The following is a 16,961-nucleotide window of genomic DNA, read 5'->3' on the forward strand; positions in this document are numbered from 1 at the left end:
GCGAGCAGGCTGCCCATGGCGAAACGGGACGACAAGCTGACGCATGCCGCGCATATAAAACGGCATACGGTGGGAACGTCGAACGAGATATCGTTCAGCGTCCTCGACGCGGCCAAGAACGCCCTGGATGGCGACGACCAGAAGGACAGCCTGCCGCGCTTCGGCCGAATTTCGCTGTTCACGCTGCCGGGGCGCAGGAAGAAGCCCGCGGGAACTCCGACCAAGGAGAGCGGCCTGCCGCTGTCGACCGGGGATTTCATTTCCGTCGAGGATCCGGCGCCCGCCCCGCCGAAAGTCCCGATCAGCTCGGCGAAACCTGCGCAGGAGCGGCCGGCGCCCGCGCTGCCCGCCCCTGCGAAGCCGAAGAGGTCCCCCGAGGAGGAGATAGCGCGCCGGAAAGCACGCCGCCGCTTGAGCAGGATAGCGGCCGTGGGCGTGGTGGCCGTGGCCACGGTGGCGCTCATCGTGGCGGGTGCGGGCTACCTGTACCATGAGCACCAGGTCCAGCAGAGCAACGTCGCGACGCTCGACGAGGCGTTGCGCCTGATAGCCGACACGGACAGCATCCTGTTCGACCTCAACGAGGCGGTGTCCGATCCTTTCGGAGAGGGGTCGGCGGACAAGCGCGCCGCCGTCGAGGAGAGCCTTCCCTCCGTGGAGGACAAGCTGGCGGCCGCCGATGAAAGGGCGCGCGCGGCCTTGGTCGAGCTGCGGCAGGCAGAGGACAAGGAGGCCGCCACGCAGGCGGTGACGGCGGTTACGGCGCGCCGCACGCTGGCGGACCAGGGGATGCAGATACTCACGGCCGCCGACGAGGCGCAGGCGGCCATGGCTATGGCCGAAGCCGCATGGGACCAGGTCATCCGCGCAGACGAGCTGGCCCGTAAGGCCGCCGCGCTCGTCGCCGACACGACGCCCGAGAACGTGCAGGCCTCCAAGGACGTGACGAACGAGTCCCTCGCCGCCTTCACCGAGGCCGAGGCCGCCTTCGCCGAGGCGCAGGCTGCCTATCCCGCGGCGGATTTCGGAGGGTACGCCGGCTACATCGCGAAACGGCAGGAGGCGCTCGGCCACGCCGTCGCGTCGGACGACGCCATCCTCGCGAAGGACAAGGAGGAGGCCGCCGCGCAGAACGACGCGTACAACGTCGCCGACGCCGAGGCGGCGGCGCTTGCGAAGGAGCTTGCCCCCGACCCCGCGAGCGTGGTGCGCGAGGCGTACGAAACAACGGTCGAGGATCTCGCTAAGGCCTATTCAACAGCGCGTTTACAGGCGGGCGCGGCAGACGCTTTTATTCGTGATTATTTGGGTACGGAGATCAAATAGCGTATACTTGCATCCAGTATGCCTTGTAGAATCGCCAAGGAACGAAAGGCAAAGCGTATGCCTGAAATACTAGACCACGTCGCCTACCTGTCGCAGGAGATCGGGCCCCGGCCTGCGGGGACCGAGGAAGAACAGCAGGCCGCGCTGTACATCACCGAGCAGATGCAGAAGGATGCGGGCCTCTCGGCCGTCATCGAGGACTTCAGCGGGGCCCCGGGCTCCGAGATGCCGAAGGTCATCTGCTGCGCGCTCACCCTCGTCTTCACCCTGGTGTCCCTGTTCTTGCCCGTGGTCGGCGTGGCCGCCATCGTGGTCGCATTGATCGCCGGCGCGCTTTTCGCGGCCGAGGCGCTCGACCGCCCGGTGCTCTCGAAGGCCTTCGCGCGGGGCGTGAGCCAGAACGTCGTCGCCAAATACGAGCCCGGGTACTCGGCCGAAGCGGGGGGGACGCGCCGCCGCAAGGTGATCGTGGTCGCGCGCTACGACAGCGGCAAGGTCCGCTCCGAGCTCGCGCAGCCCCTTCTGCCCGTGCTGCCCATCTTGAACTGGGGCACGCTCGGGGCGATGGTGCTTTTGCCCTTCCTGCTCATCCTGCGCAACGTGGTGTTCCTCAACGCCGAAGGGGCGGTGGCCGTCGTCCTGAACGCGCTCACCGTCATCGCGCTCGTGTTCGCAGCGCTGCCGCTGGTCGTCGCGCTTTTGCACAAGCTAGCGGCGTACAACGAAGGGGCCAACTGCAACGCCGCCGGCACTGCGGTGCTGCTGGAGATGGCGCGCCGCGTCGGCCGAGGCCGCGTGAGCGAGGCCGAGCTTGCCGAGCGAAGCGAAGCGGCCGTCCACGGCGAGGAGGCGGCCCGCGCCGCGGGGCTCGTTCCCGAAGGCGCGCAGCTCGTGTACGAGGCCGCCAACGTGAAGCCTCCCGAGCCCGCCCCCCAGTCGCCGGAGGCGCGTCTCGCCGCCGCGAAAGCCGCCATCGCCGCGCTTTCCGGCAAGCCGGTGAGCGGGACATATGCGAGCGACATCGCGCAGAACCTCGTGCAGGTGAAGGAGCAGCCCCTTCCCGAGCCGACGGAGGAAGATCTGCGCGAGCTCCACGACGAGACGCGCGAGGCCCTGAGCACCCTTCCTCCCGAGACCATGCAAGCCGCCCTCGCCAACGCCGAGGCGGCGGCAGCCGGGCTAGCGAAGGAAGCGGCCGAATCCGCCGTCTCCGTCGCCGCCGGTGTCATGGAGGCGTATCGGCCCGCGACCCAGCCCGACGAAGGGGCGGACGGGGTGCCCGACTGGTTCAAGAAGGCGCAGGAGAAGGCGAAGAAGCCGCGCAACGCCGACAAGCCCGTGCAGCGTTCGCGCTACGCGAGCGCGCTCGACGCCGCGGTGACCGAGAGCGCCGGGCATTTCGCCGAGGCGAACAGGATCGTCGAAGAGGATCTCGAGCGCTCGCTCGACACGGGCCGCGAGGAGATCCGCGAGGTGAAGGCACCGCAATGGGCCCCGCCCGCCGAAGAAGCCGCCGACGATTCGGCCCCGCAGTCCGACGCCGCCGCTCCCGAGCCGGAGGCTCCGGCCGATCCGTCTTCCACGACGGCGATGCCGCCGCTCGACGTGAGCTCCCTGGGCCTCGACGACGTCCCGCCCATGGGAGAGCCCTCGCTGCCTGCGTTCCTCGATCCGCGCAAGGTGCAGGAAGAGGCCCAGTCGGCCTTTGCGGACGCGCGCCGGACGGACAGGCGCGTCGACGTCACGGGCGTCCCCATCGGCGACAGCGGGCGCATCGATTACCCGCTCGACGGCTCGGTGCCGTCCGGCGCCGTGCCGACGGAAGCCGCCGAGGCGGCGCGCCGCCGGCCCATCGTGCTGCCCGACATCGGGCTCTCCGGCAAGCTCGCGCCCATAACGGAGCTCCCCAAGCAGCGCGCGCCCCTGGCCGAAGTGGAGACTTCGGGCAAGACGGCGGCGAAGAGCCTGCTCACCATGCTTCCCGCGATCGACCTTGGCGGGGCGGCCGGTGCCGAAGCGTCCGCTGCGGGCGCGGAGGGGGAGGCCTCCGCCGCACCGTCCGACGGCGGCAGGAAGGCGGCGCTCCAATCCATGCTGCCGTCCCTTTCCGGCTCCCTGCCCCGGTCCGACGCGCCCGCGGACGCCCGTCCGTCCAACGTGAGCGCCGCAGGGTCGTTCGCGCCCGCCGGTGCGACGGGGACGTTCGCTCCGGTTGGCGACGAGCTTCTGCAGAACATCGACCCGAGCGACATCTACGTCGACGACGCCGACGATTCGGCTTACGACGAGAACTTCACCGAAACGGGCGCCTTCGCGGGCCCCGGCTACGTCGAGATGCCCAAGTCGCGCGTCCATCGCCTGTTCGACCGGTTCCGCCGCAAGAAGGATGAGGAGGAGCCGACGCCGCAGGAGTGGCTCGATGTGGACGAGACGTTCGACGCCCGCTCCGTCGGCGCCGAGCGCGGCGGCTGGGAGAGCTTCCGCGACGAGGAGGGGGAGTCGCTCGACCCCGGCGCGACGACGCGGATGGATTTCGCCGCGGCCGACGGCTACGACGACGAGGACTACTATTACGATGACGCACCTGTCGACCATGACGCGACCGGCCGCCGCCCGTGGAACGGCGGGGCGTTCTCGCCGCGCCGCATGGAGCGCGCGGATATGGATTCGGCGGCCCTTGCCGAGGAATCCGAAGCGGCCACGGGCGATTGGGCCGAGCCGGGCGTTCCGGAGGAGCTCAAGCACGTGTACCAATTCCGCAACCCCGATATCAACACGGAGGTCTGGTTCGTCGCCTTGGGCTCGGAGCTTTCCCAGAACGGCGGCATGAGGGCGTTCCTCACCGAGCATCAGCAGGATCTGCGCGGCTCCATCATCGTAGACCTCGACGCGCTCGGCGCGGGCGAGCTGTGCATGATCGAGCGCGAGGGCGAGTACCGTTCGGTCAAAACCTCATCGCGCATGAAGCGCTACGTGAAGAAGGCGTCGCAGGCCACCGGGCTGGACGTGGGCGCCGCGCAGCTTCCCTGGATGAACAGCGCCGCGTCGTGCGCCATCAGGCATGGGTACCAGGCGATGCACCTGGTGGGCATGGACGGCGGCAAACCCGCCTTCTTCGCCCAGGCCAACGACGTGCTTGAGAACATCGACGAGGAGACGCTCACCGCCAACGCCGACTTTGTTATGGAGTTGTTGAAGAATATCTAGTCGCTCGCAGGCATCGCCGGGGGCGCATTTTGACCCTGGCGTATAATGGGAACTCCGTGCGCAGGGCCGTCGCCCAGCGTGCGCTCAAAAGCCGCGGGGCCTTCGCGCCTCGCTCAGGAACAGGACAGAGAGGTGTTTTTGCAGCCATGTCTATCGAAGCATACTGCGTGAAGTGCAAGGCCAAGAAGATCATGAAGGACCCGGTCGAGAGCACGACGAAGAACGGCAAGCCCATCACGAAGGGCAAGTGCCCCGACTGCGGGACCACCATCTGCCGCATCGGCGCTGCGAAGTAACCCTCTCTTCAACGCAGAGAAGACGACGGCCCCGGGCGACGCGCTCGGGGCCGTTTCTTATGCGCTCGGCGCGAAGCGCAGCAGCTCGCCCGCTCGCCCGATGAGGGCGTCGGGCCGCGCTTCCGCAAGGCGGCCCTTCTCGTGATAGCCCCAGGCGACGGCTATGGCGAAGGCGCCCGCGTTGCGCGACACCGCGATGTCGCCGGCGGAATCGCCCACGTAGGCCGTGGTGGCCGGCGTGGCGCCGAGCTCATCGATGGTGCGCAGCAGGCCCGCCGGATCGGGCTTGCGCGGAAATTCGGCGCATTCGCCGTGCGCGACCTCGAACAGGCCGGGCAGGTAGGAGCCGATGACCTCGCGCACCGCGCCGTCGAACTTGTTGGACAGCACGCCGAGCCGCGCCCCGCGCCGCTTGAGCTCGGCCACGGTCTCGGGGATGCCGTCGTAGGCCTTCGTGAGCTTGTGGCCGTAGGCCGGGTAGAGCTCCTTCCATCGGCGCATGGCCGCCTCGACGTCGGCGGCGTCGGCATCCTCGGGAACGGCCTGGTACATGAGCGCCTTCACCCCGTTGCCGACGAAGCTGAGGATCTCGGCGGACGTGCGCTCGGGATAGCCGCACTCGCGCAGCACCGCGTTGGTGAGGAGCACGAGGTCGGGCAGGGTGTCGAGCAGCGTTCCGTCGAGGTCGAACACGAACGCCTCGAGCTTCGGCGCGTGCGATTCCCCCATGGCGCTTCCTTTCCCTCAAATGAAAAATCCAAGCCGAAGCTTGGATCGTTGGGTGCGGTGGAGCGGGTGACGGGACTCGAACCCGCGAATACGAGCTTGGGAAGCTCGGGCCTTACCACTTGGCGACACCCGCATGAGAACGAATTATAGCGTAACAATTCTACCCGTGCGAACCGCAAGAAAAATTCGCCAAATGTTTCACGTGAAACAGGCCTGCAGCCGTCATCGATCGCTCGTGGAGCCTTGGGCGACTACGACACCCCCCTCCACCAGTTTTTTCATCTCTCGCCAACAGGCGCTCCACGGGGTCCTGCCCTCGACGAACCAGCCGAGGCTCAGTATCTCCACAGCACAGTGGAATATGCCGTTCTGCGTGGGGCGAAGCCGGTACAGGTGGGGGATTATGCGGATTAATTATGCGAAGCGCCTTCGGACGTGCGGTTTTGTGGAATAGTTTCATCCGACAACCACGCGCACGGCCGCACGCATCGTAAGGACTCTTCACCATGGAACATACTCAGGCTTCCCGCCGAACCGTCGCCGCATCATGGGCGCTCGTCGCCCTGTGGGCGGTCTTCATCTTCTTCATGTCGTCGAACACCGACACCGGCCTCAACGAGGGGCTCGGGTTCTTCTCGGGCATCTACCAGGCGATGAAGGACGTTCAGGCGCAGCTGCTCGGCCCCGATGTCGACGTCCTGTCGTCGATCGCGCATTTCTGCGAGTACACGGTGTTCGGGGCGCTTCTGGCCAACGCTCTGCGCCGCCACATGCCGCTGGGCCGCGCATGCCTCGCGGCCATCGCCTGCGCGAGCCTCTATGGCGTTACCGACGAGTTCCACCAGCTGTTCGTGCCCGGCCGCATGTGCGACCCGGCGGACTGGCTCGTCGACACCTTAGGGGCGAGCTTGGGCTCGGGGCTGGCGTATCTCGGGTTGAACGGCCTTGCGAAGCGGGGCAGGGGCTAGAACAGCCTCGCGTGCCGCGCCTCGGGCGAACGGGACTCGGCAAGCGGCTTCGGACGCTGCTCGTCCTGTCTGACCAGCAGCTCCTCGGGGCGCTTCTCGAGGGCGTCGGCGATGCGCACGATGACGTCGAGGCGCGGATTGGCGGTGCCGTCCTCTATCTTGTTGAGGAACGGCCGCCCGATGCCCACCATCAGGGCGAACCTCTTCTTGTTGATCTTCGCCTCCTTGCGAAGGCGCTTGACGTTCTCGGCGAGGATCGGGGCGCAGCGGTGCCGATCGAGGTTGCCCTCGTCAACGCCGGTATGTCCACGTCCGAGCTCCATGGCAGATAGCCTAGCGTTGCGCGCGGCGAAGCCTGTAACCGCACGGATACGTTTCAATGCCTTTTCTGAAAATGTGCGCTGGTAGGTTGAATTTTTAAACGCAACGCTGTTGCGCTTGCTCTTGCAGGCGAAGCCTGGAGCCCCTTTCAGCGCGTAGGTCGTAAGGCCTGCCGCTGAAAGGGGCTTTTCCCTTCTCTTCTACAATCTTTCCCGTGCAGGTTTCCCGGGCGGGAAGGAGGAGGCGATGCCTGAATCGAAGGGAAGGCATCTCACGAAGGAGAACAGGGAGGTGATCGAGGAGGGGATCCGCAGCCGCGACTCGGCGAGGGCTATCGCCAAGAGGATCGACGTCAGCCCCTCGACCGTGACCCGCGAGGCCAGGGCGCACAGGACCGTGAGGCAGAGGAAGATGTCGAGGGGCGAGAACGCCTCCGCGAGGTGCGCCAAAAGCCAGTCGTGCCAGGCGAGCGGCACCGCCTGCAAGAGGTGCTCGACCGCGCTCACGGCATGCAAGAGGTGCAAGACGCGCCCGTGCGTCCTTGCGTGCCCGGACTTCGAGCCCAAGATGTGCCCGACCACGCAGAAGTGGCCCTACGTCTGCCCCGAGGGCTGCCCGAAGCGCGGGTGGTGCGCCTACCCCAAGTGCTCCTACGACGCGGGCGACGCCCACGCGGCGTACCGCGGGACGCTGAGCGCGTCGAGGAGCGGCATCTGCATCTCGCAAGAGGAGCTCGACGCGATGAACGCCATCGTCGTCCCCCTCTCCAAGCAGGGGCAGAGCTTCGAGGCGATCTGGGCCGCGCATGCGGCCGAGCTGCCGGTGTGCGTGCGCAGCGCCTACAACTACCAGGCGAAAGGAGAGGTCGGCCTGACGAGCCTCGACATGCCGCGCAAGGCGCGCCTGCTCCCGCGCCGGAAGCCGAATGGGAAGGGCGGGGACGCCGACGCGCCCCGCGAGAGGGTGGACCGCGCGGGGCGCGCCTACGCCGACTTCCTCGAGCTCGCCCTCGCCGAGCGCGTCCGCGTCGTGCAGGGCGACTCGGTGGAGGGGTATCAGGGAAACGCCACGGATATTTTGAGCCTGCACGTCGTCGCCCGCTCCTTCCAATTCTACCTGAAGAAGCGCCATGGCGACCCCGCGGCGGTCGTCGCATGGCTCGACGTCATAGAGCGCGCCTTGGGCTCGCCTGCGGCTTTCGAGGAGATCTTCGGAATCCTCCTCTTCGACCGAGGGGTCGAGTTCGACGACTGGGCCGGCGTGGAGCGCTCGTGCCTGGTGGAGGGCGCGCGCCGGGCCCGGGTGTTCTACTGCGACGCGATGCAGTCCAACCAGAAGGCCCAGGCGGAGCGCAACCACGAGCGCCTCAGGCGAATCCTGCCCAAGCACCGCAGCGACTTCGACGCGCTCAGCGTGTGGGACGTGGCGGTGTGCGCGAGCCACGTGAACTCCTACCCGCTCGCCCGCGCGTCGGGCAAGTGCCCCTTCGAGGTCGCCGAGGGGCTGATCCCCAGGGTGCTTTTCGACGAGCTGGGCTACGAGCGGGTGCCCGCCGACGAGGTCGTGCTGAAACCGTATCTGATGGCCCACGCGGTGGAGCAGTAGCCCGCCGCGCTTCGATAAAGCCCGGGAAGCAGTGCGCGTAAACATATCCTAGATTCCAAGGCCCCGCGCGTTGCGCTTTCCTCTGCACTTTCCGAGGCGGGGGCCTGCGCGAGCGCGCCCGAATCCTCTCGAGATGCTGTGGGGCAAAGGGCGGTCTGAGGCGGATCGGCGCCGATTGCAAGGGCAAGCGCAACGCGATTCCCCCTGTTTTGCACGTGAAACCGCAACTGTTGCGATAACTCATGCAGTGTTGCAGCTACTTTTGCAACCAACCGAAAATGTGCGCTTTATACCCAGGCCGTGCCCATTTTATGGTGGCCGCCCATCGATGTTACAATGAATTCGTATGCGAGAACTCTATGCGTGCGACCTTGTGCAACGTTGTTGCAGGTAGGCTGCGAGGAGAACATATGACGTCAAGAAACTCTCGAACGAACCGTCCCGCGGCCCGCTCCTCACGAGCTCCCCAGTCCGCCCGCGCCGTCCGTTCCGCCCGCGCCGCGCAGTCCGGCCGCATAGCCTCGCGCAGCACCGCCGCGCAGTTCTCCCGCAACAGCAATGCTGACCCTTCGGCGTACCGCTCGGCCTACACGCCCAACAGCCAGGGCCGCAGCGCGAACTCGGCATACAGCCGTCAGACGGCCGCGAGCCAATACTCCCGCGCCAACCCGAACTACTCGCAGGCGTCAGCCAAGCGGATGAGCCGCGGAAAGAAGATCGCGCTCGGCGTGGTCGCGGCCGTGCTCGTGGTGGCCATTGGCGGCGGCTCGGCGTTCGCGCTATGGTTCAATTCCATCAACGACCAGCTCAATCGAGGCACGAAGACCGAGGAGGAGCTGGGAGCCATCGCCGACGCGCTCGCGCCGGTGCAGACGAAGAGCTTCACGGAGCCGTTCTATATGATGCTCATCGGTTCCGACCGCCGCGAGGACAACTCGGCCGAAGGCGCGCGGTCCGACACCAACATCGTCGTGCGCGTCGATCCCACGCAGAACCTTGCGTCCATGGTATCCATTCCACGCGACACCATGATCGAGATCGACAACGTGGGCCGCGCCAAGTTCAACGCGGCGTACAACTACGGCGGGGCGGCCGCCACCATCCGCGAGGCGAAGGAGCTATGCAACATCGAGATAGCCCACTACGCCGAGGTCAACTTCGAGGAGCTCGTCGAGCTCGTCGACGCGGTGGGCGGCGTCGACGTGGTGGTGGACGAGCGCATAGACGATCCGGATGCGGGCAGCATCGTCATCGAGGAGGGCGAGCAGCATCTCGACGGCGAGGCGGCGCTCGTGTTCGCCCGCAGCCGCGCGTACGTGGACGGCGACTTCACGCGCACCGCCAACCAGCGCAAGCTCATCATGGCGCTGGCGGAGAAGGTGCTCGCGCTGCCGGTCACCGAGCTTCCCGGGGTCATCCAAGGGGCGGCCAAGGCGGTGACCACCGACCTCTCCGTCAACGACATCATCGCGCTCGCGCAGCAGTTCAAGGACGAGGGGGATCTGACCATCTACTCGGCCATGCTTCCTTCGACCATCGCTCCCGAGCTCATCGACGGCGTGTCGTACGTGCTGAACGATCCCGTCGCGACCAAGGAGATGATGAAGGTGATGGAGGCGGGCGGCGATCCGAGCGAGGTCGTCGCGACCGGGTACGTCGATCCGCAGTACAGCGGATCGGGCGGCCAAGGGTCGTCAGGCGGCTCCGCAGGCAACGGGGGCACCTACTACGAGGAACCGATCGACAACGGTTCCGTGGACCCCGGGTACGATCCGAATTACGATCCGAACTACGATCCTGATTACGACCCGAACTACGATCCCGGGTACGTCGACCCGGGCACCTCTGACGGAGGCTATGTCGACCCGGGCTACGTCGATCCCGGAACGGGCGGCATGGGCGGCGCCGAAGCTGCCGCCTGACAAGGCGCTGCGAACGAAGAAGGGCCCCGGCAGAAAACCTGCCGGGGCCCTTTCGATTCTCGGGGTGGCCGAACGCCCTACGCGGTGGCGTAGCCGTCCGGGTTCGTGGACTGCCAGCGCCAGCCGTCGGCGCACATGCGGTCCAGGTCGTACAGCGCCGTCCAGCCCAGCTCCGTGCGCGCCTTGTCGCAGGCGGCGAAGTTCACGGCCACGTCGCCTGCGCGGCGCGGCTTGATCTGGTAGGGAAGCTCCTTGCCGCAGGCGCGCTCGAAGGCATGCACCACGTCGAGCACGCTCGAGCCGGTGCCGGTGCCCAGGTTGAAGATGCCCACGCCGCGGCGCGTGCCGTCGGCGGCGGGCTTGCCGGCTATCTCTCCGAGCGAGAGGGGAGCGCCTTCCGTGCCCGACTTGCCGCCCATCCAATCGAGCGCCGCCACATGGCCGCGCGCGAGGTCCACCACATGGATGTAGTCGCGCACGCCGGTGCCGTCGTGGGTGGGGTAGTCGTCGCCGAACACGCCCACGCGCTCGAGCTTGCCCACGGCCACCTGCGCCACGTAGGGCAGCAGGTTGTTCGGGATGCCCTTGGGATCCTCGCCGATCAGGCCGCTTTCGTGCGCGCCGATGGGATTGAAGTAGCGCAGCAGCACGATGTTCCACTCGTCATCGCCCACGTACACGTCGGTGAGCACCTGCTCAAGCATGGATTTCGTCCAGCCGTAGGGGTTCGTGGCGTCGTGCTTGGGGCAGTTCTCGTCGATGGGCACGCGCTCCGGCTCGCCGTACACGGTGGCGCTCGACGAGAACACGAGGTTCTTCACGCCGTGATCGCGCGCCACGTCGCACAGCACGAGGGTGCCGGCCAGGTTGTTCCAGTAGTACTCGAGCGGCTTCTGCACGCTCTCGCCCACGGCTTTGAAGCCGGCGAAGTGGATGATGGCGTCGATGTCGTGCGCCTGGAAGATGCGCGCGAGCGCCGCGCGGTCGAGGATGTTCTCCTCGTAGAACACGAGGCGGTTGTCGTCGGGTTCGATGCCCGCGATCTTGCGCACGCGCTCGAGCGCCGCCTCGCTCGAGTTGCTGAGGTCGTCCACCACCACCACGCGGTATCCCTGTCCCAGCAGCTCGACCACCGTATGGCTGCCGATGAACCCGGCACCGCCCGTCACGAGCACGCAGGTGTCCGCGTGATCCTTAGCAAGGCTCTTGTTCGCCATGAATAATCTCCTCTCCCGCAGGCGCGTTCCCGCCCGCTGGCTCCTGAAGCCGTTGCAGTAATAGTAGCAGCCCGAGCGGGCCATCGCGTGCGAGGTTGTAAAAGTCACATGCCAGGCGTCCCGCATCGTGGAACGCGCGTCTCACCGGCGCGCTGACGGCCGGTTGCGAAAATTATCCTTGACAAAGAATAATCAAGACGGTAGTATCTCAGACGTGGAAACGAACCGACTCCAAAGGTTTCTCCTCGTTTCACTCGTCCGAGTACAGGCCGCCTCCCCCGCGGCCTGTGCTCGTTTTCAGCCCGCTTGCGCCGCGCCTTCGCACCTTCCTCGCCCGCACACACCACCCGCCGCCACCCGCCTTCACACCTTCCCCGTCCGCGCACGCCACCCACCGCTCGGCGGGCAAAATGTTTCACGTGAAACACTTGTCGCAATAACATGCGAATATGGTACAAATGTTTCAGCATACAATTGAGCGTCCGGGGGGGGGGGTGCATGCGAATAGCACCGCTTCCGCACGAAAATCCCCGACGTGAAAGGCTCGAAGGCGAAAATGGGCGGCTACCGGCTCACCGGAGCTGTGACCCTCGGCGTCTTCCCAGGTCGCGGAACCCCGACGCACGCGCGGATCGCTGAAATCCTTTCACGTCGAGGATTTTCGTGTCGGACAGCCCCGATTCGCGTGCTCCCCCTCCCCCCCCCGAGGTGCCGATTGTGCGTTAAAGAGAGGGTCAGAACGAATGTTTCACGTGAAACATCGGGGCCCCTCTCGGGCGTTTGCCGCTTTTGCGTCAATGTGGGGGTATCGCTCGCCATTGACTATAATACGGAGCAGGCAACTCACGGACGGCCGCTTGCGCGGCATCGGACGGAAAGGAATACCGTGGCAGACATTCATTTCGGAACCGACGGGTGGCGCGCCATCATCGGCGAGGATTTCACGAACGACAACCTGGTGCGCGTCGTGGACGCGGCAGCCCGCATCTTCAAGGAGGACGCTGCGGCTGCCGGGCGCGCGGCCGACGCTCCCGGCACGCTCTACGTGGGGCACGACTGCCGCCAGGACGCGCACGCCTACGCCCAGCTGGCCGCCGAAGTGGCCGCCGCGCACGGCTTTCGCGTGAAGCTGACGCAGGACTACTGCCCCACGCCGACGCTGTGCTGGTCGGTGGCGCAGGACGCCGACGCGGTGGGCGGCATCATGCTCACGAGCAGCCACAACCCGGCCGAATACCTGGGCGTGAAGCTGCGCATGGACGATGGCGGCGCGGCGGGCAAGGAGTTCACCGACCGCGTGGAGGCCGTGCTGCCCGACGCGCCCACCGATGCGCGCGGCTCCTACGAGGTCGCGGACCTCATGACGCCCTACCTCGCCACTTTGAAGGAGCGCGTGGATGCCGACGCCATCCGCAACGCCAACCTGCGCGTGGTGGTGGACCCGCTCTACGGCGCCGGCCGCCTCTACCTGGCGAACCTGCTGCGCGACCTGGGCGTGGAGGTGTGCGAGATCAACAACGCCGAGGATCCCACGTTCGACGGCCTGCACCCCGAGCCCATCCCGCCCTGGGTCGACCGCTGCATCGCCAAGGTGCCGGAGCTCGGCTTCGACGCCGGCTTCATCAACGACGGCGACGCCGACCGCATCGGCGCGGTGGACGAGCACGGCAACTTCGTGAACCCGCACCGCATCATCACGCTGCTGGTGTCTCACCTGGCCGAAGACAAGGGCCAGCGCGGCCGCGTGGTGTCCACCATCACCGCGTCGGCCATGCTCGCGCGCCAGTGCAAGCGCCTGGGCCTCGAGCTCACCAGCACGCCGGTGGGCTTCAAGTGGATCTACGCCGAGATGGAGAAGGGCGACGTGATGCTCGGCGGCGAGGAATCCGGCGGCATCGGCATCCCCACGCACGTGATGGAGCGCGACGGCCTGCTGATGGCGCTTCTGCTGTGCGAGACCATGGCGCAGCGCGGCATGAGCCTGGGCCAGCTGGTGGACGATATGTTCGAGAAGGTGGGCAAGCTGGAGTTCGAGCGCCAGGGCCTCACCATCACCGACGAGCAGATGGCGAACTTCCGCGCGAACATCGTGCCCGCTTACGAGGCCGACGAGATCTGCGGCAAGCGCGTGGTGGACGTCGACCGTCGCGACGGCGTGAAGTTCTACCTCGAAGGCGACGCATGGGTGATGATGCGCCCCTCCGGCACCGAGCCCCTCGTCCGCATCTACGCCGAGGCCGAGACGATGGACGAGGTGCGCGCCCTCCTTGACGCCGCCGCCGAAGTGGTTTTGGCATAAAAGGGGACTGTCCCCTTTTATGCCATTTTTCAGCGCTCGGGGAACTTCGGGAGCTTCTTGAGGAGGGCCCAGGCGACCTGCTTGTCCTGGGCGTCCTCGAGCATCTTCGGGAACGATTTGAACGCCACGCACGTGCGGCCGAACACGCGGGACGGCTTGCCCGGCGGCACGTCGCAGCGGTAGGCGCGGCCGAGCATGCGCGCGGCTCCCTGGTCGGCGGCCACCAGGCACAGCGGGTCAAGCCCCTCCATCAGCAAGAAGAGCGCCTGTTCATCCAGCCCTTCCACGACGGCGAACGTGCAGGCGGCGCGTCCGTAGCCGAGCGCCTCCGCCGAGCTGTTGAGCGCCTCCCGGCTTCGCTCGTCCAGCGGGCTCTCGCTCAGCACGCACACAAGCGCCGAGCGCGCGCCGCTCAGCTGCTCGCCGAACAGCTCCCATGCCTCGTCGAGCGCCACCTCGTACATGTTACCTTTTGCGGAATTTTTCACACTGTCCCTTGCGGTCGGTCGCGGTTAGCCGTATAACCGTAATAATAGCAAGAATCGGTTGAAAGGACCGCGTATGTGCACGAATGGAGTCAACACCGGCCAGTTCGAGCAGATGATCGAGCAGATAGACGACCACGTGAAACTCGAGCGTCGCTGGGCCCACAACCTGGCGCACCAGGCGGGCGACGCCGGGTTCGCCACGGTGTCCGAGAAGCTGCACGCCGCCCAGGCGCTGCTCGACGAGGTGCGCGCCGCGCTCGACGAGGCGAAGGACGCGCTCGAAGACGACGCCAGCGCAAGCTCGAACGTCACCGTCAGCCTGGTGTAGCGCGGGGCGCCCATGAGCAACGACCTCATGCGCTTCTCGGTCGCTATGCCCGAGGACCTGCTCGTCCGCTTCGACCAGCTGGTGGCCCGCCGCGGCCTGGCGAAGAATCGCAGCGAGGTCGTCCGCGACCTCGTGCGCGATGCCCTGGTCGAGGACGAGTGCGCCACACCCGGCGTGGAGGTGGTGGGCACGCTCACCATCGTGTTCGACCACCATGCGGGCGACCTGCAGGAGAAGCTGCACGCCATCCAGCACGAATACTTCGGCTTCATCATCTCGTCCATGCACGTGCACCTCGACGCGCACCACTGCCTCGAGGTCATCGTGCTGCGCGGCGAGACGGGCCTCGTGCAGGACATCGCGAACCTCATCCTGGGGACGAAGGGCGTGAAGAACGGCCGCCTCGTGGTCACCACCACCGGACAGCATATATAGGTATGTCATCCTGAGCGCAGGCGCGTAGCGCCGGAGTCGAAGGACCCCGCGCGGCGTCAGCTGAAAATGCATCTGTTGGCCTCGCACGGGATCCTTCGACTCCCTTCGGTCGCTCAGGATGACGGAATGGAAAGGCTTTTTATGGACACCACGGTCATGTTGGGGCACGGCAGCGGCGGGACGATGATGAAGCGCATCATCGACGACGTGTTCTTCGCGGCCTACGCGGGTGACGAGCTTCTGCGCGGCGACGACGCAGCGGTGCTGCCCGCGCCGGCACCGGGCGAGCGGCTGGCGTTCTCCACCGATAGCTTCGTGGTAACGCCGCACTTCTTCCCGGGCGGCGACATCGGACGGCTGGCCGTGTGCGGCACGGTAAACGACGTGGCCACGAGCGGCGCGACGCCCCGCTACCTGAGCGTGGGCTTCATCTTGGAAGAGGGCTTTCCCATCGACGACCTCAAGCGCATCTGCGCCTCCATGGCCGAATGCGCGCGCGAGGCGGGCGTGCACCTGGTCACCGGCGACACGAAGGTGGTGAACCGCGGCCACGGCGACGGCGTGTTCATCAACACGAGCGGCGTGGGAGTGCTGGCACCCGGCGTGGAGCTGGGCGGCGCGCAGTGCAAACCCGGCGACAAGGTGCTGGTCACGGGCACGCTGGGCGACCATGGCATCACCATCATGAGCTGCCGCGAGTCGCTGTCGTTCTCGGCCGACCTGGAAAGCGACGCCGCGCCGCTCAACCACCTCATCGCCGAGGTGCTAGCGGCCGCCCCCCACACCCGCTGCTTCCGCGATCCCACGCGCGGCGGCCTGGCCTCCACGCTGAACGAGCTGGCCGCCCAGTCGGGCACCGACATCACCGTGGAGGAGGACGCCGTTCCCGTGAAGCCGGCCGTGCTCGGCGCGTGCGAGATGCTCGGCTACGATCCTTTGCAGGTGGCCAACGAGGGCAAGATGGTGTGCGTCGTGGCGCCTGAGGAGGCCGATGCCGCGCTGGCCGCCATGCGCGCGAACCGCTACGGCGCCGATGCGGCTATCATCGGCGAGGTAGTGGCCGCCCAGCCCGAGCGCGGCCCCAAGGTGTTCCTGCGCACGGCGTTCGGCGGCACGCGCATCCTCGACATGCTCGTGGGCGAGCAGCTGCCGCGCATCTGCTAAGGGCACCCGGCGCGTTTGGCGGGCGAAAGGGATTTTCTGCCGCACCCTGAGAATTTCGCCGTTTCATATTGCAATCGACGGGAACAATGGTATCTTGCGGGCAGAAAGTTTTTGGGGAAGCGCCCGGCGCGGATCGTCGGCATGCTTTTGGACGAGAAGGAGTTTGTTATGTCTCACCCGGTTATCGAAGCCGACGAGTGCATCGGCTGCGGCATTTGCGTTGACGCCTGCCCGCAAGAGGTCCTCGAGGTCGTGGGCGGCACGGCCGAGGTCGTGAACGAGGACGCCTGCATCGCGTGCGGCGACTGCGTCGAGGAGTGCCCCATGGGCGCCATCCCCGAGGTCGTCGAGGACTAACGCGCACGCGCAAAACGCCATCGAGCGAAACAGCGCCCCTGCCTTCCGGCTGAGAAGGCGGGGGCGCTTTGCGTTCTCGTGGGGGCTTCGCCTGCTCAACGGCCCCGTGCAGAAGGCGTAACGGATGCCCCGCGCACACTCCGCGCCGCCCCTCCCTCTCTATAGTTGCGTTCGTTGACATTACTTGTATGACAGTTTGGTAACTAACTTGACAGCATGAGACTTAGATTATATATTCCAAAACATCGAAAAGAGATTGAGTCCGCATGCGTGAGGCGGATCCGGTCTCTCCAACGACG

At 66.6% G+C, this 16,961-nt stretch carries 15 protein-coding genes and 1 tRNA gene; 11 read left to right on the forward strand and 5 right to left on the reverse strand.

Annotated features, from left to right (window positions below):
• The first annotated feature begins 15 nt into the window (after positions 1-15).
• The 3 genes from FX134_RS09815 to FX134_RS14580 all read left to right on the forward strand — a co-directional run bounded on the left by FX134_RS09815 (position 16) and on the right by FX134_RS14580 (position 4,829).
• Positions 16-1,326, forward strand: a complete 1,311-nt coding sequence (locus FX134_RS09815; RefSeq protein ID WP_080801101.1) for a hypothetical protein — start codon at positions 16-18, stop codon at positions 1,324-1,326.
• A gap of 57 nt (positions 1,327-1,383) precedes the next feature.
• Positions 1,384-4,533: an aminopeptidase gene (locus FX134_RS09820; RefSeq protein WP_232050903.1), complete on the forward strand. Its 3,150-nt coding sequence runs from the start codon at positions 1,384-1,386 to the stop codon at positions 4,531-4,533.
• A 146-nt stretch (positions 4,534-4,679) separates the two neighbouring features.
• A complete protein-coding gene (locus FX134_RS14580) occupies positions 4,680-4,829 on the forward strand; it encodes a DUF5679 domain-containing protein (RefSeq protein ID WP_172623448.1) in 150 nt (49 codons plus the stop codon).
• A gap of 57 nt (positions 4,830-4,886) precedes the next feature.
• On the opposite strand, the gene FX134_RS09825 is transcribed toward FX134_RS14580, so the two are convergent.
• A complete protein-coding gene (locus tag FX134_RS09825; RefSeq protein ID WP_080801104.1) occupies positions 4,887-5,558 on the reverse strand; it encodes an HAD family hydrolase in 672 nt (223 codons plus the stop codon).
• A gap of 58 nt (positions 5,559-5,616) precedes the next feature.
• Positions 5,617-5,691: transfer RNA gene (locus FX134_RS09830), tRNA-Gly, on the reverse strand.
• 373 nt (positions 5,692-6,064) lie between these two features.
• Between FX134_RS09830 and FX134_RS09835 the strand changes: the two genes are divergently transcribed.
• Entirely contained in the window at positions 6,065-6,526 is a 462-nt protein-coding gene (locus FX134_RS09835; protein ID WP_080801107.1) for a VanZ family protein, read from the forward strand.
• Here the strand turns inward: FX134_RS09835 and FX134_RS09840 are convergent.
• Positions 6,523-6,849 (reverse strand): helix-turn-helix domain-containing protein, encoded by a 327-nt coding sequence (locus FX134_RS09840; protein ID WP_232050904.1) that lies wholly within the window; start codon positions 6,847-6,849, stop codon positions 6,523-6,525. The genes FX134_RS09835 and FX134_RS09840 overlap by 4 nt on opposite strands.
• A 244-nt stretch (positions 6,850-7,093) precedes the next feature.
• On the opposite strand from FX134_RS09840, the gene FX134_RS09845 reads away from it, so the two are divergent.
• Positions 7,094-8,452 (forward strand): helix-turn-helix domain-containing protein, encoded by a 1,359-nt coding sequence (locus FX134_RS09845; protein ID WP_080799179.1) that lies wholly within the window; start codon positions 7,094-7,096, stop codon positions 8,450-8,452.
• A 410-nt stretch (positions 8,453-8,862) separates the two neighbouring features.
• Positions 8,863-10,374: an LCP family protein gene (locus FX134_RS09850; RefSeq protein ID WP_080801111.1), complete on the forward strand. Its 1,512-nt coding sequence runs from the start codon at positions 8,863-8,865 to the stop codon at positions 10,372-10,374.
• A 77-nt stretch (positions 10,375-10,451) separates the two neighbouring features.
• On the opposite strand, the gene galE is transcribed toward FX134_RS09850, so the two are convergent.
• The gene (galE, locus tag FX134_RS09855) at positions 10,452-11,591 is read right to left on the reverse strand and encodes a UDP-glucose 4-epimerase GalE (protein WP_080801115.1); all 1,140 of its coding nucleotides are present in this window, start codon (positions 11,589-11,591) and stop codon (positions 10,452-10,454) included.
• A gap of 886 nt (positions 11,592-12,477) precedes the next feature.
• On the opposite strand from galE, the gene FX134_RS09860 reads away from it, so the two are divergent.
• On the forward strand, positions 12,478-13,890 hold the full coding sequence (locus FX134_RS09860; protein WP_080801119.1) for a phosphohexomutase domain-containing protein: 1,413 nt from the start codon (positions 12,478-12,480) through the stop codon (positions 13,888-13,890).
• A gap of 29 nt (positions 13,891-13,919) precedes the next feature.
• Here FX134_RS09860 and FX134_RS09865 read toward each other — a convergent pair whose 3' ends face one another.
• A complete protein-coding gene (locus tag FX134_RS09865; RefSeq protein WP_172623449.1) occupies positions 13,920-14,354 on the reverse strand; it encodes a hypothetical protein in 435 nt (144 codons plus the stop codon).
• A gap of 97 nt (positions 14,355-14,451) precedes the next feature.
• Here FX134_RS09865 and FX134_RS09870 point away from each other — a divergent pair, with 97 nt between their 5' ends.
• From FX134_RS09870 to FX134_RS09885, 4 genes are all read left to right on the forward strand, one after another.
• Entirely contained in the window at positions 14,452-14,706 is a 255-nt protein-coding gene (locus tag FX134_RS09870) for a dynein gamma chain protein (RefSeq protein ID WP_080801125.1), read from the forward strand.
• A gap of 12 nt (positions 14,707-14,718) precedes the next feature.
• Positions 14,719-15,141, forward strand: a complete 423-nt coding sequence (gene nikR, locus FX134_RS09875) for a nickel-responsive transcriptional regulator NikR (protein ID WP_080801128.1) — start codon at positions 14,719-14,721, stop codon at positions 15,139-15,141.
• A 141-nt stretch (positions 15,142-15,282) separates the two neighbouring features.
• On the forward strand, positions 15,283-16,305 hold the full coding sequence (gene hypE / locus FX134_RS09880; RefSeq protein WP_080801131.1) for a hydrogenase expression/formation protein HypE: 1,023 nt from the start codon (positions 15,283-15,285) through the stop codon (positions 16,303-16,305).
• A gap of 168 nt (positions 16,306-16,473) precedes the next feature.
• Positions 16,474-16,662, forward strand: coding sequence for a 4Fe-4S binding protein (locus FX134_RS09885; RefSeq protein ID WP_080801133.1), 189 nt, complete (start codon positions 16,474-16,476; stop codon positions 16,660-16,662).
• Positions 16,663-16,961 lie beyond the last annotated feature (299 nt).

Source organism: Arabiibacter massiliensis, assembly GCF_902386925.1.
Lineage (GTDB): Bacteria > Actinomycetota > Coriobacteriia > Coriobacteriales > Eggerthellaceae > Arabiibacter > Arabiibacter massiliensis.

Coding starts and splice junctions, on each gene's coding strand:
- FX134_RS09815 (WP_080801101.1), top strand. CDS start 16: ATGGCGAAACGGGACGACAAGCTGACGCATGCCGCGCATATAAAACGG.
- FX134_RS09820 (WP_232050903.1), top strand. CDS start 1,384: ATGCCTGAAATACTAGACCACGTCGCCTACCTGTCGCAGGAGATCGGG.
- FX134_RS14580 (WP_172623448.1), top strand. CDS start 4,680: ATGTCTATCGAAGCATACTGCGTGAAGTGCAAGGCCAAGAAGATCATG.
- FX134_RS09825 (WP_080801104.1), bottom strand. CDS start 5,558: ATGGGGGAATCGCACGCGCCGAAGCTCGAGGCGTTCGTGTTCGACCTC.
- FX134_RS09835 (WP_080801107.1), top strand. CDS start 6,065: ATGGAACATACTCAGGCTTCCCGCCGAACCGTCGCCGCATCATGGGCG.
- FX134_RS09840 (WP_232050904.1), bottom strand. CDS start 6,849: ATGGAGCTCGGACGTGGACATACCGGCGTTGACGAGGGCAACCTCGAT.
- FX134_RS09845 (WP_080799179.1), top strand. CDS start 7,094: ATGCCTGAATCGAAGGGAAGGCATCTCACGAAGGAGAACAGGGAGGTG.
- FX134_RS09850 (WP_080801111.1), top strand. CDS start 8,863: ATGACGTCAAGAAACTCTCGAACGAACCGTCCCGCGGCCCGCTCCTCA.
- galE (WP_080801115.1), bottom strand. CDS start 11,591: ATGGCGAACAAGAGCCTTGCTAAGGATCACGCGGACACCTGCGTGCTC.
- FX134_RS09865 (WP_172623449.1), bottom strand. CDS start 14,354: ATGTACGAGGTGGCGCTCGACGAGGCATGGGAGCTGTTCGGCGAGCAG.
- FX134_RS09870 (WP_080801125.1), top strand. CDS start 14,452: ATGTGCACGAATGGAGTCAACACCGGCCAGTTCGAGCAGATGATCGAG.
- nikR (WP_080801128.1), top strand. CDS start 14,719: ATGAGCAACGACCTCATGCGCTTCTCGGTCGCTATGCCCGAGGACCTG.
- hypE (WP_080801131.1), top strand. CDS start 15,283: ATGGACACCACGGTCATGTTGGGGCACGGCAGCGGCGGGACGATGATG.
- FX134_RS09885 (WP_080801133.1), top strand. CDS start 16,474: ATGTCTCACCCGGTTATCGAAGCCGACGAGTGCATCGGCTGCGGCATT.